The organism is Bosea sp. F3-2 (assembly GCF_008253865.1).
In the GTDB taxonomy this organism is placed as follows: domain Bacteria; phylum Pseudomonadota; class Alphaproteobacteria; order Rhizobiales; family Beijerinckiaceae; genus Allobosea.
In genome coordinates this window covers 1931790-1943678 of sequence record NZ_CP042331.1, presented here as the reverse complement: position 1 = coordinate 1943678, position 11889 = coordinate 1931790, and the positions used below count along the sequence as shown (strand labels likewise).

Here is an 11889-nt window from a genome sequence, read left to right as displayed (position 1 = left end):
GAAGCCGCGCAGATCCGGGATCCATCGTAGAGCGTGGAGCCCTATGATGGATCCCGGCGCTCCGCTTCGCTGCGGCCGGGATGACGGAGTGGTTCCGTGCAAGATCAGAAGGTGTTGGCGCTAACCTGAGAACCTTGAATCGCGAAAGCTGGTTTCCGAGATGGTCGGGTCAAGCCCGACCATGACGGCAAGAGCGCCTCAGCTCTCGGCTTCCGTCGGCATCGTATGCCCGTCGACATGGCCGAGGCTGCGTTCGGGGTCGAGCCGGTCGCGCACGCGCTGCTTCAGCACCTTGGAATCCGGGAAGCCGCCATCGGTCTTGCGGTCCCAGATCAGCTCGCCGTCATAGGTGATCTGGAAGATGCCGCCGGTCCGTGGGATCAATGCGACCTCGCCGAGGTCCTGCCCGAAGGTCGAGAGCAGCTCCTGGCCGAGCCAGGCCGAGCGCAGCATCCAGTTGCACATCGAGCAATAGGTGATGGCGATGCGGGGGGCGGGTTTGGTTGCGGTCATGACAGGCCACCGTGGCAGAGGAGTTCACCCCGGCATCCCGCTTCCATCGCCGCGATGCAAGCCTGAAAGCGGCATGGCGGCTGCGCTTCGTCAGCCGGCCACCGTGCTCAGACTGCGCGAGGGATAGCGCAGAGCGACGTCGAAGGGGTTGAGCTTCGCGCCGAGAGCCTCTGCCTCGCTGCGCAGCATGGCGATGACGTTGGGCAGCCGGTCCTCGCGCAGCCGCTCGGCCAGCGTGCCGACGCTGAGCGCCGCGACGACACGCCCCCGCGCATCGAAGACCGGCACGGCGACGCCGGCCATCCCTGCGATGAGGCCGGTATTGAGGTTTACCCAGCCCTGCTCACGCGCCGTCGCCATCGCGCTGCGCAGTGCCGCCTCGTCTAGGAAGCCGCGGTCGAGCAGGCGGGGCATGTTGAAGCGGATCACCGCCTCGCGTTCGTCCTCCGGCAGATGTGCCAGCATGGCGAGGCTGCCCTGGCCGATGCCGAGCGGCACTTTGCCGCCGATGTCGCCGGTGAAGGAGCGGATCGGGAAGGGGCCCTCGATCCTGTCGAGGCAGACGGCGTCATAGCCGTTGCGGACGAGCAGGAAGATCGTGTCGCTCAGAGTCGCCGAGAGTCGCAGCAGGGCGGGCCGGGCAAGCTCGCGCAGTCCGCCGGCCTGTCCGGCGCGGGCGGCGATGACGAAGAAGTCGAGCGCGAGCCGGTAGCGCTTGCCGCCGGCCGCCTGTTCGACGAAGCCCTCCGCCATCAGGTCACGCAGCGCGCGATGCGCAGTCGGCTGGCCGCAGCCGGCAGCCTCGGCGATGTCCTTCAGCCGCATGCCACCACCATCGCCCTCCGAGAGGATACGCAGCAGCCCCAGCGCACGGCGGAGCGAGGAGACAGGTTCGTCGATAGCTTGCATGCGAGAAAATCAAACGTCAGATAGCGATTAAAATTCCGTATAGAGAAATTATGTCAACAAAAATTCTCTAATACGGAATTGAAGATTGACGAATTTGTGTCGTCTCCCTTTGCTTGCGCCATCGCAGTCCGGCTTTTCCGGCGACCGGAAAGCCTGCCGATCGAGGTGTGCATGGGCTTCCTGACGCTGCAATCGCTGAGCAAGATCTTCGGCGACTTCACCGCCGTCAGGGATGTCGATCTCAGCGTCGCCAAGGGCGAGTTCGTCTCGCTGCTCGGCCCCTCCGGCTGCGGCAAGACGACCACGCTCCAGATGATCGCAGGGCTGGTCGAGCCGACCAAGGGCACGATCACCCTCGACGGGCGTGACATCACCCGCGAGAAGCCGAGCCGCCGCGGCCTCGGCATCGTCTTCCAGAGCTATGCGCTCTTTCCGCATATGACGGTGGCCGAGAACGTCGCCTTCGGCCTCGAGATGCGCAAGGTCGCCAAGGCCGAGCGCGACCGGCGCGTGAAGGAGATCCTCGGCCTCGTCCATCTCGCGCCGATGGCCGAGCGCTATCCGCGCCAGCTCTCCGGCGGCCAGCGCCAACGCGTCGCCATCGCCCGTGCACTCGTCATCGAGCCGCCGGTGCTGCTGCTCGACGAGCCGCTGTCGAATCTCGACGCCAAGCTGCGCGAGGAGATGCAGTTCGAATTGCGCCGCATCCAGCGCAGCGTCGGCACCACCACGATCATGGTGACGCATGATCAGGCCGAGGCGCTCTCGATCAGCGACCGCGTCGTGGTGATGGAACAGGGGCGCATGACGCAGATCGACGCGCCCTATCGGCTCTATGAGCGCCCGGCGACGGCCTTCATCTCCTCCTTCGTCGGCAAGATGAACCGCATTGAGGCCGTCTGGCGCGGCGGCCGGGCCGAAGCCGGCGGCGTCGCGCTGCCGAGCGAGGCGGCAAGCCTGCCGGATGGTTCGGCGGCCATCCTGACGCTGCGGCCCGAGAAGATCCTGCTCAAGCCGGCTGGCCAGGGATTGCTCGACGGACGCGTCGCCAGCCGCTTCTTCCTCGGCAGCTACTGGCTCTTCAACGTCGAGACGCCGGTCGGGGCGATCCTGGTCTCGGCGCCGAACCAGGGCGGCGAACCGGCCGGGGAGGGCGAGAGCGTCGCCCTCGACTGGCAGGCGGACAGCGCTGTCGTCGCGACTGCGGGAGCGGCGGCATGAGCGGGCAGCGCACGCTGACGCCCTGGCTGCTGGTCTCGCCAGCGACGCTGCTTTTTCTCGGTCTCGTGGTCCTGCCGCTCATCCTGACGGTGATCCTGTCCTTCCATGCTTACGACCACAATTCGGGCATCCAGAACAGCTTCACCCTCAAGCATTATCTGACGGTCGTCTCGGACGACTACTATCTCACCATCTTCTGGCGCACGCTGCGGCTCGCCGCGCTGACCACGCTGATCTGCGCCCTGATCGGTGCGCCCGAAGCCTATGTTCTGGCGCGCATGGGCGATCCCTGGCGCTCGATCTTCCTGCTCGTCATCATCGGCCCGCTGCTCGTCTCGGTGGTGGTGCGCGCCTTCGGCTGGAGCATGCTGCTCGGCTCCGCCGGCCTGCTCAACCAGGCGCTGCAGGCTCTGGGCCTGAGCCCGGTCCGGCTGCTCTACACCGAGACCGCGATCGTGATCGCGCTCGTCCACGTCATGCTGCCTTTCATGGTCATCCCGGTCTGGACGGCCCTGCAGAAGCTCGACCCGATGGTCGAGGCCGCGGCCTGGAGCCTCGGCGCCTCGCGCTTCACGGCACTGCGCCGGATCGTGCTGCCGCAGGTCTCGCTCGGCATGCTCTCCGGCAGCCTGATCGTCTTCGGCCTTTCGGCCAGCGCCTTCGCCATTCCTGGCCTGCTCGGCGGCCGACGCCTCAAGATGGCGGCGACGCTCGTCTATGACGAGTACATGGCCGAGCTGAACTGGCCGCTCGGCGCCACGATCGCGATCATCGTCCTCGTCGCCAACCTCATCATCATGCTGGGCTACAACCGTCTCGTCGAGACGCGCGCCCGCCGGGCTCTGGGCTGAAGGCGCGCGCCATGCATCGCAACGGACCTGTCGCGCTCTTCTTCCACGGCCTCGTCGTCGCCTTCGTGCTGGCGCCGCTGGTCGTAGTCTGCCTCGTCGCCTTCACGCCGGAGAACACGCTCTCCATCCCGACGACCAGCTTCTCGCTGCGCTGGTTCCAGGCGATCTTCGCCCATCCTGATTTCGTGCCGTCCTTCCACAACAGCCTGTGGCTGGCGACGCTGGCTGCGACGCTCTCCGTGGTGCTGGCCGTGCCGGCGGCGCTCGCCATCGACCGCCACGATTTCCCCGGCCGCGATGCGCTGAACGGGCTTTTCCTTTCGCCGCTGATCATCCCGCATCTGGTGCTGGGCGTCGCCTTCCTGCGCCTCTTCGCCCTGATCGGCGCGACCGGCTCTTTCGCCTGGCTGGTTGTTACCCATGTCATCGTGGTCACGCCCTATGTGATGCGCCTCGTCATGGCGGCGCTTTCGGGCATGGACCGCAGCGCCGAGCAGGCCGCGATGACGCTCGGCGCCTCGCACTGGACGGTGTTCCGCCGCATTACCGCGCCGATGATCCTGCCCGGCATCACCGGCGGCTGGCTGCTCGCCTTCATCAACAGCTTTGACGAGCTGACCATGTCGATCTTCGTCACCTCGCCGCAGACGGTCACGCTGCCGGTGCGCATGTACATGTATGCGACCGAGTCGATCGACCCGATGATGGCGGCGGTCTCGGCCCTGATGATCGCGCTGACGGCCGGCGCCATGCTGGTGCTCGACCGCGCCTTCGGCCTCGACAAGATCCTCGTCGGCCAGAAGTGATCGCCATGTCGTCGAACCAGAAGCCGCTGCTCCATCGCATCGCCCGCAAGGACCACGCCGCCATCGCCTTCACCCTTGATGGCGAGCCCTGCGAGGGCCGGGCCGGCGACACCCTGCTGAGCGCGATCCTGAATCGCGCCGACAGCCTGCGGCGCACCGAATTCACCGGTGAGCCGCGCGCGGGCTTCTGCCAGATGGGAGCTTGCCAGGATTGCTGGGTCGCGACCGAGACGGGCGAGCGCCTGCGCGCCTGCACGACGCCGTTGCAGCCCGGCATGCGGATCGTAACCGGCGTCGGGAGGACGGCATGAGCGCGCGTCCGCAACCGTTGATCGTCGGCGCCGGGCCAGCCGGCATCCGCGCCGCCGAAGCGTTCGTCGCCGCCGGGCTGCGGCCGCTGGTGGTGGACGAGGCGCCGGCCTGCGGCGGTCAGATCTACCGCCAGCGTCTTGTGCAGGATGGCCGCTCGACCAAGGACCTCTACGGCTCCGAAGCGGGCAAGGCCGAGCGGCTCCACGCCGCCTTCGCCGCGCTCGACGGCCGCGTCGACTACTGGCCGCAGGCGCTGCTCTGGAACCTGCGCGACGGCATGGCCGACGTTGCGGTCACCGGGACGACACGCCGGGTCGCTTATGACGGGCTTGTCCTTGCCACCGGTGCGACCGACCGTGTCCTCCCGATCCTCGGCTGGACGTTGCCCGGCGTCTTCACGCTCGGCGGTTCTCAGATCGCGCTCAAGGCCCAGGGCTGCGCGATTGGTAGCCGTGTCGTCTTCGCCGGCTCCGGCCCGCTGCTCTACCTCGTCGCCTGGCAATACATGAAGGCGGGGGTGGAGGTCGCGGCGGTGCTCGACACCGCCCCCGCGTCGGTCAAGCTCAACCTGTTCAAGGCCCTGCCGCTCGACGCCGGCATCGTCCTGCGCGGGATGCGTTTCGCCGCCGAACTTCGCCTGCGCGGCGTCGCCATCCGCACGGGCATCGAGGGCTTGCGCATCGAAGGCGAGGGCAGGGTCTCCGGCATCGCGTGGCGCGAGGGCGGCCGCAAGCGGCGCCTTGCCTGTGACGGCGTCGGCTACGGCCTCGCTCTGCGCTCCGAGACGCAGCTTGCCGATCTCGCTGGCTGCGCTTTCCGCTTCAACGAGCGCGACCGCGCCTGGCTGCCGATACGCGATGCTGCCGGTCGGGCCTCGGTTCCGGGCGTCTACCTTGCCGGTGACGGCGCCGGCATTGCCGGAGCGGACGCTGCCGAGCGTGCAGGTGAGCGGGCCGCACTGGCGCTTCTGGAGGATCGCGGTGTGGCTTTTGACAAGGAGCGCGCTATGGCGCTCGAGGCTGAACTTGCCCGCATCGGCCGGCTGCGCGACGTGCTCGAAGCCGCCTTTCCGTTCCCAGCCCATTGGGCGGCGGCGATCGACGACGCCACGACGCTCTGTCGCTGCGAGGAGATCACGGCCGGTGCCGTGCGCGAAGCCGCGAACCGTTTCGATATCGGCGAGATCAACCGGCTGAAGGCTGTGAGCCGTGTCGGGATGGGGCGCTGCCAGGGGCGGATGTGCGCTGCCGCCTCAGCCGAGGTGCTTGCCGCCGCGACGGGCAAGCCGATCGATGCCGTCGGCCGGCTGAGGGCGCAGGCGCCGGTGAAGCCGATCCCTCTGGCCCTGCAACTGGCGGCGGATCTGCCGGAGGTGGCAGAATGAGCCGGCATCTCGACATCGATGTCGCCATTGTCGGCGGGGGGCTGGTCGGCTCCTCGGCAGCGCTGGCCCTGCGCAACATGGGCTTCAGCGTCGCGCTGCTCGACAAGGGCTTCTGCGGCGCCCAGGCGAGCGGCGTGAACTATGGCGGCGTGCGCCGGCAGGGTCGCCCGCGCGAGCAGCTGCCGCTGTCGCAACGTGCTCACGCCGTCTGGCCGCGTCTCAAGGAACTGATCGGCATCGACGGTGAGTTCCTGCGCTCCGGCCATCTCAAGCTCGCCCGCAGCGAGGACGACATGGCGGTGCTTGAAGCATACGCCGCCGAGGTCGCCGATCAGGGGCTCGGCCTCGAACTCATCGGCCATAACGGCCTGCGCGAGCGCTTTCCCTGGATCGACGGCAGCATCCTCGGCGCCTCCCTCTGTGCCGGAGACGGCCATGCCAATCCGCGTCTCGTCTCGGCCGGCTTCGCCAGCGCCGCCCGGCGCGCCGGCGTGCATGTGCTGGAGAACACGCCGGTCACCGGCATCGCGCGCAACGGCGAGGGCTTCGCGCTTGAGGCTGGAGAGGGCGTCAGCCTGAAGGCCCGCATCGTCATCAACAGCGCCGGCGCTTGGGCAGACCGCTTCGCTGCGGATTTCGGCGAACCGGTGCCGCTCTCGCGCATCTACCCCTCGATGATCGTCACCGAGCCGCTGCCGTCGGTGATGACCGTCAATATCGGCATGGAGGGCGGCGGCATCTATGCCCGCCAGGTTGAGCGCGGCAATTGCGTCGTCGGCGGCGAGCGTGGCCTGCCGCTGGAAGATCCTGATTTCTCACGTCCGCGCGGCGAGGGCGCGCTCGCGATCATGAACCGCACGGCCGAGGTCTTTCCGGCGCTGCGCCATGCCCAGGCGATCCGCTTCTGGTCGGGCACCGAGGCGTCGATGCCGGACAGGAACCCGGTGATTGGCTTCAGCGGCACCACGCCCGGCCTGATCCACGCCTTCGGCTTCACCGGTGCCGGCTTCCAGATCGCGCCCGGCGTTGGCGAGGTGCTGGCCGAGCTCGCCCGCGACGGCCGCACCTCTACGCCGATCGAAGCCTTTTCCATCGCCCGTTTCAGCCAGCCTTCCGGGCCGGCGGGTCAGGACCGCATCAGCCACGGCTCGGATGCGCGTTCGCAGTCAGAGCCGCAAAGCAGGGGAGCCCACTCATGATCACTCGTCGCACCGCCTTGGCCGGCACCGTCGCCGCGCTTGCGCTGACCGCTGCCGGCAGCGCCTTCGCCCAGACCAAGACGCTCTATGTCGGCATGAACGGCGGCAATTTCGAGCGCACCTTCACCCAGGCGGTCTTCCCGGAGTTCGAGAAGGCCAACAACGTCAAGATCGTGGTGGTGCCCGGCACCTCCTCGGACATCCTCGCCAAGGCGACCGCGGCCAAGGACAAGCCGCAGATGCACATCATGTTCCTCGATGACGGTGTGATGGTCCGTGCCATCGGCGCCGGCCTCTGCGAGAAGCTGAAGGAAAGCCCCGAGCTCGGCCAGGTCGACAAGGGCGCCCGCATGAAGGACGACATGGCCGTCGGCATCGACATGGGCATGACCGGCCTCGCCTATAACAAGAAGATGTTCGACGAGAAGGGCTGGGCGGCGCCGACCTCCTGGATGGATCTCGCCGATCCCAAGTTCAAGGACAAGGTCGTCTTCCAGTCGGCCTCGGCCTCCTCCTTCGGCCTGCATGCCTTCCTGATGTTCAACCGCATCCAGGGCGGCACCGAGGCCAATGTCGAGCCGGGCTTCGGCAAGTTCCGCGATACCATCGGCAAGAACGTGCTCGAGTTCATCCCGAACTCGGCCAAGATCTCCGAGATGGTCCAGACGGGCGAGGCCGCGATCTTCCCGCTGACGCCGACCGCCGTCGCGACGCTCAAGGAGAAGGGCATCCCGGTCGAATACGCCCAGCCGAAGGAAGGCTCGGTGGTGCTGATGGTCGCGCAATGCGTCATCGCCAACAACTCGGAGCAGGAGCTGGCGCAGAAGCTCGCCACCTATCTGCTCTCGCCCGAGGCGCAGTCGAAGGCGCTGGCCGCCGGCAACGTCGTGCCCTCGAACCCCAAGGCCAAGGCCGAGACGGGCGAAGCCGAGAAGAAGCTCGAGGCCTTCCACGCCAACATGAAGACGGCGGTGGTGCTTGACTGGGACGCGATCAACGCCAAGCGCCCGGAATGGAACAGCCGCTGGAACAAGATGATCGAGCGGTAAGGCTTGTTTCAACGGAGCGAAAGGCCACCCGGAAGGGCGGCCTTTTGCTTTCCGCGTCAATCGTTCATCGGCTCGCCGATCCGGCCAGCAGGACCTTGATGCCGGCCGCGCCGAAGGCCAGCGCGAAGGCGCCCTCGAACCAGCGCTTGAGGCGCACATAGCCGCGCGTGACGCCCGCATGCGAGAACAGCAGCGCGTAGCCGTTGAAGATGATGGCGCTCTGCAGGCCGACCGCTGCGATGACCGTCGCCAGCGAAACCAACGAGCTGCCGGCAGGGATCGCGATGGCATAGAGCGAGCCGAAGAACAGGATCGCCTTCGGGTTGGTCAGATGCAGGGCGAGCCCCTTCGAATAGGCGCGACGGAGCGAGGATGAGAGCGCGATGTTTGCGGGCGCCCCTGCCGGTTTCAGCGCCGAGCGAGCCGATTTGAACGCCAGGAACAGCAGATAGCCGGCGCCGAGATAGCGCAGCAGCTCGAAGGCCCAGACATTGGCGAGCATGATTGCGCCGAGGCCGAGCGAGGCGGCGATCGACCAGATCAATGAGCCGGTCATCACGCCCGCCGCCAGCGCCAGCCCGTAGCGCCGTCCCTGCTGCATCGAGGTGCCGGCGATCGCCAGCGTCGCCGGGCCCGGGCTCGCGCTGGCGACGAAGGCCGCGCCGAGGATGACGGGTAGGTTGATGCCATCGAGCACGATTCAGATCTCCTCTACATAGCGGCGGCGCAGATGCGCCTTGAAGACGGAGGCGTCGAGCGGCCGGCCGGTCGCCTCGGTGAGCAGGTCGTCGGTCGAGAGCAGCGAGCCCTTGCCGTGGATGTTGGCGCGCAGCCAGCCGACCAACGGGCTGAAATCGCCCTTGGCGATGCCGGGCAGGATGGCGGGCTCGGCCCGGCAGGCGGCGTCGAAGATCTGGGCGGCGGTCATGGCGCCGAGCGTGTAGGTCGGGAAATAGCCCCAGCCGCCCGACGGCCAGTGGATATCCTGCAGGCAGCCGACGCGGTCGTCCGGGACCGTGATGCCGAGCAGGGCTTTCATTCCGGCGTTCCAGGCGGCTGGCAATTCGGCCAGCGGCATCTCGTCGGCGATCAGCGCCTTTTCCAGCCGGTAGCGCAGGATGACATGGGCCGGATACGTCACCTCGTCGGCATCGACGCGGATGAAGCCCGGCTCGACGCGGGTGTAGCGGCGCCACATCGCCTCGCTTTCCCAGGCCGGCCCGGTACCACCGAAGCTCTCCCGCATCAGCGGTGCGGCGAAGGCGAGGAACTGGCGCGAGCGGCAGGCCTGCATCTCCATCAGCAGCGATTGGCTCTCATGGACACTCATGCCGCGTGCAGCACCGACCGGCTGGTTCATGAAGCCTTGTGGCCGGCTCTGCTCGTAGAGGGCATGGCCGGTTTCGTGCAGGACGCCCATCAGCGCCTTGGTGAAGTCGGCCTCGTCATAGCGCGTGGTGATGCGGACGTCGTTGTCGGCGCCGCCGCAGAAGGGATGGGTCGAGATGTCGAGCCGGCCGCGCTCGAAGTCGTAGCCCAGCGCCGCCATCAGCCTCAGGCCGAGAGCGCGCTGCGTTTCAGTCGGGAAGGGGCCTTCGAGCGCTGGCAGCGCCGGCCGGCGCGCCTGCGACGCCATCACCTCCTGGGTGAAGCCGGGCAGGAAGGCGGCGAGATCGTCGAACAGCGCGTCGATCTTGGCCGAGTGGCCGCCAGGCTCATAGTCGTTGAGCAGGGCGTCATAGGCTGAAAGCTCGAGCTTCTCGCCCTTGGCCTTGCCGATCTGGCGCTGCAGGTTCAGCACCTCGGCGAGATAGGGCAGGAGCCCGGCGAAATCGGAATCCGCCCGCGCCTGGCGCCAGCGCATCTCGCAGGCCGAGACCGCCTTGCTCGACGCTTCGACGAGGTCGGCGGGGAGCGCGGTGTCGACTGTCCAGACGCGCCGGATCTCGCGCAGATTGGCCTTCTCCCAGGCTCCGAGACCGCCGTCGCTCTCGGCATTCGCGAGCCAATCACCAATGCGTGCGTCGGTTGCCAGGCCATGGCGCATGACATGCAGCAGCGCCATGCTTTCGGCCCGCGTCTCGGCGGCGCCCTTCGGCATCATGGTGTCGTTGTCCCATTGCAGGATGCCGATGGCGTTCGAAAGCGCGGCGATGCGGCCGAAATGGGCGGTGAGGTCGGAATAGGCGGTCATGTCTCGGCGTTCCTCGCGATTCTACTTAGCTTGATATCGCACGCGGTCATCCCGGGCGACCGGAGGGAGACCCGGGATCCATACCGGAGCGCTTCCGAAGAAGGTTCAGGCATGGATCCCGGATCTTCGCTTCGCTTCGTCCGGGATGACCGGGAGCAGCACGACGAACTCAGGCGAACAGCTTGGAATACTGCCGAGGCTGCGAGCGCAGATACTGGTCCGGCGCCTTGACGCTGGCGCCCAGTTCGGCGGCTGCGTGCCAGGGCCAGCGCGGATTGTAGAGGATGCCGCGCGCCAACCCGACGAGATCGGCCTCGCCGGTGCCGATGATCGCCTCGGCCTGCTCCGGTTCCGTGATCAGGCCGACAGCGATCGTGGGGATTCCCGTCGCCTGCTTCACGGCCCGCGCCAGCGGGACCTGATAGCTCGGACCGAGCGGGATCTTTTGGGCCGTGGACAGGCCGCCGCTCGAGACGTGGACGAAATCGATGCCGCGGGCCTTGGCCGCCTTGGAGAAGGCGATGCTCTGCTCGATATCCCAGCCGCCTTCGACCCAGTCGGTGCCGGAAATGCGGAAGCCGACCGGAAAGCCCGCCGGCACCACCGCGCGCACGGCTTCGTAGACTTCAAGGGGGAAGCGCATGCGGTTCTCGAGCGAGCCGCCATACTCGTCGTCGCGCTTGTTCGAGAGCGGCGAGAGGAACTGATGCATCAGATAGCCATGGGCGCCGTGCAGCTCGATCGCCGCCAGCCCGAGCCGGACGCTCCGTCGCGCCGAATCCGCGAAGGCCTCGACGAGGCGGGCGATGTCATCGCGGGTGAGGGCGCGCGGCGGGCGCGGATAGCTCTCGAAGCCGACCGCCGATGGCGCATGCACATTCCAGCCGCCCTCGTCGAGGCCGAGCTGAGCACCACCCTTCCAGGGCTGCGCGACCGAGGCCTTGCGGCCGGCATGGGCAAGCTGGATCGCGATCGGCATGTCCGACCAGGAGCGGGCCGTTTCGAGCGCCTTGCCCAGGGCGGCTTCGGTCTCGTCCGACCACAAGCCGACATCGAAGGGGCTGATCCGCCCGTCGGGCTCGACGGCGGTCGCTTCGATGACCAGCAGGCCCGCGCCGGAAAGTGCGAGATGGCCGAGATGGATGGTGTGCCAGTCCGTCGCGCAGCCGTCCTTGGCTGAATACTGGCACATCGGCGCGATGACGATGCGGTTGGCGAGCGTGAGGCCGCCGAGCTGGTAGGGACTGAAGAGCTGGCTCATGTTGGGAAGGCTTCTCAATGAGGGAAGGTTCGGACGGCAGTCTAGAAGCGCTTTCCCCCGTGAGGCCAGAGCGGGGTGTGCAAATCAGATGCGCGCTCCGCTGCGGCCTTGCTCACGATTCCGCGCTTGGCATTGTGCAACCGCGAAATCGCCGTAATCTGGCATACTATAAGCAGGCTTACGTTTTGGA

The 11889-nt window shown here is 67.5% G+C and carries 12 protein-coding genes; 7 read left to right on the top strand and 5 right to left on the bottom strand.

The window, feature by feature from the left end; genetic code table 11:
- Positions 1-198: 198 nt before the first annotated feature.
- Both FQV39_RS09000 and FQV39_RS08995 read right to left on the bottom strand, forming a co-directional pair.
- A complete protein-coding gene (locus FQV39_RS09000; protein WP_149129986.1) occupies positions 199-513 on the bottom strand; it encodes an Rdx family protein in 315 nt (104 codons plus the stop codon).
- Positions 514-603: 90 nt separating this feature from the next.
- Positions 604-1422, bottom strand: a complete 819-nt coding sequence (locus tag FQV39_RS08995; RefSeq protein WP_149129985.1) for an IclR family transcriptional regulator — start codon at positions 1420-1422, stop codon at positions 604-606.
- A 171-nt stretch (positions 1423-1593) separates the two neighbouring features.
- Here FQV39_RS08995 and FQV39_RS08990 point away from each other — a divergent pair, with 171 nt between their 5' ends.
- From FQV39_RS08990 to FQV39_RS08960, 7 genes are read left to right on the top strand one after another with little or no spacing between them, the layout of a single operon-like run.
- On the top strand, positions 1594-2643 hold the full coding sequence (locus FQV39_RS08990) for an ABC transporter ATP-binding protein (RefSeq protein WP_149129984.1): 1050 nt from the start codon (positions 1594-1596) through the stop codon (positions 2641-2643).
- Positions 2640-3494 (top strand): ABC transporter permease, encoded by an 855-nt coding sequence (locus FQV39_RS08985; protein ID WP_149129983.1) that lies wholly within the window; start codon positions 2640-2642, stop codon positions 3492-3494. Before FQV39_RS08990 ends, FQV39_RS08985 begins: the two co-directional genes overlap by 4 nt.
- An 11-nt stretch (positions 3495-3505) precedes the next feature.
- Complete coding sequence (locus FQV39_RS08980; RefSeq protein WP_149129982.1) at positions 3506-4300, top strand: ABC transporter permease; 795 nt, start codon at positions 3506-3508, stop codon at positions 4298-4300.
- Between the two features lie 5 nt (positions 4301-4305).
- Positions 4306-4611 carry a (2Fe-2S)-binding protein gene (locus FQV39_RS08975; protein ID WP_149129981.1) on the top strand — a complete coding sequence of 102 codons (306 nt, stop codon included), beginning with the start codon at positions 4306-4308 and terminating at the stop codon, positions 4609-4611.
- Positions 4608-5996, top strand: a complete 1389-nt coding sequence (locus tag FQV39_RS08970; protein ID WP_149129980.1) for an FAD/NAD(P)-dependent oxidoreductase — start codon at positions 4608-4610, stop codon at positions 5994-5996. The genes FQV39_RS08975 and FQV39_RS08970 overlap by 4 nt, the downstream gene beginning before the upstream one ends.
- Positions 5993-7195 (top strand): NAD(P)/FAD-dependent oxidoreductase, encoded by a 1203-nt coding sequence (locus FQV39_RS08965; protein WP_149129979.1) that lies wholly within the window; start codon positions 5993-5995, stop codon positions 7193-7195. Before FQV39_RS08970 ends, FQV39_RS08965 begins: the two co-directional genes overlap by 4 nt.
- Complete coding sequence (locus FQV39_RS08960; RefSeq protein ID WP_149129978.1) at positions 7192-8244, top strand: ABC transporter substrate-binding protein; 1053 nt, start codon at positions 7192-7194, stop codon at positions 8242-8244. Before FQV39_RS08965 ends, FQV39_RS08960 begins: the two co-directional genes overlap by 4 nt.
- Before the next feature lie 64 nt (positions 8245-8308).
- Here FQV39_RS08960 and FQV39_RS08955 read toward each other — a convergent pair whose 3' ends face one another.
- The 3 genes from FQV39_RS08955 to FQV39_RS08945 form a co-directional block, all read right to left on the bottom strand.
- A complete protein-coding gene (locus FQV39_RS08955) occupies positions 8309-8941 on the bottom strand; it encodes a LysE family translocator (protein WP_149129977.1) in 633 nt (210 codons plus the stop codon).
- A 3-nt stretch (positions 8942-8944) separates the two neighbouring features.
- Positions 8945-10438 (bottom strand): carboxypeptidase M32, encoded by a 1494-nt coding sequence (locus FQV39_RS08950; RefSeq protein ID WP_149129976.1) that lies wholly within the window; start codon positions 10436-10438, stop codon positions 8945-8947.
- Positions 10439-10607: 169 nt separating this feature from the next.
- Positions 10608-11699 carry an NADH:flavin oxidoreductase/NADH oxidase gene (locus FQV39_RS08945; protein ID WP_149129975.1) on the bottom strand — a complete coding sequence of 364 codons (1092 nt, stop codon included), beginning with the start codon at positions 11697-11699 and terminating at the stop codon, positions 10608-10610.
- Positions 11700-11889: the final 190 nt, after the last annotated feature.

Coding starts and splice junctions, on each gene's coding strand:
- FQV39_RS08985 (WP_149129983.1), top strand. CDS start 2,640: ATGAGCGGGCAGCGCACGCTGACGCCCTGGCTGCTGGTCTCGCCAGCG.
- FQV39_RS08960 (WP_149129978.1), top strand. CDS start 7,192: ATGATCACTCGTCGCACCGCCTTGGCCGGCACCGTCGCCGCGCTTGCG.
- FQV39_RS08965 (WP_149129979.1), top strand. CDS start 5,993: ATGAGCCGGCATCTCGACATCGATGTCGCCATTGTCGGCGGGGGGCTG.
- FQV39_RS08970 (WP_149129980.1), top strand. CDS start 4,608: ATGAGCGCGCGTCCGCAACCGTTGATCGTCGGCGCCGGGCCAGCCGGC.
- FQV39_RS08950 (WP_149129976.1), bottom strand. CDS start 10,438: ATGACCGCCTATTCCGACCTCACCGCCCATTTCGGCCGCATCGCCGCG.
- FQV39_RS08990 (WP_149129984.1), top strand. CDS start 1,594: ATGGGCTTCCTGACGCTGCAATCGCTGAGCAAGATCTTCGGCGACTTC.
- FQV39_RS08975 (WP_149129981.1), top strand. CDS start 4,306: ATGTCGTCGAACCAGAAGCCGCTGCTCCATCGCATCGCCCGCAAGGAC.
- FQV39_RS08995 (WP_149129985.1), bottom strand. CDS start 1,422: ATGCAAGCTATCGACGAACCTGTCTCCTCGCTCCGCCGTGCGCTGGGG.
- FQV39_RS09000 (WP_149129986.1), bottom strand. CDS start 513: ATGACCGCAACCAAACCCGCCCCCCGCATCGCCATCACCTATTGCTCG.
- FQV39_RS08945 (WP_149129975.1), bottom strand. CDS start 11,699: ATGAGCCAGCTCTTCAGTCCCTACCAGCTCGGCGGCCTCACGCTCGCC.
- FQV39_RS08980 (WP_149129982.1), top strand. CDS start 3,506: ATGCATCGCAACGGACCTGTCGCGCTCTTCTTCCACGGCCTCGTCGTC.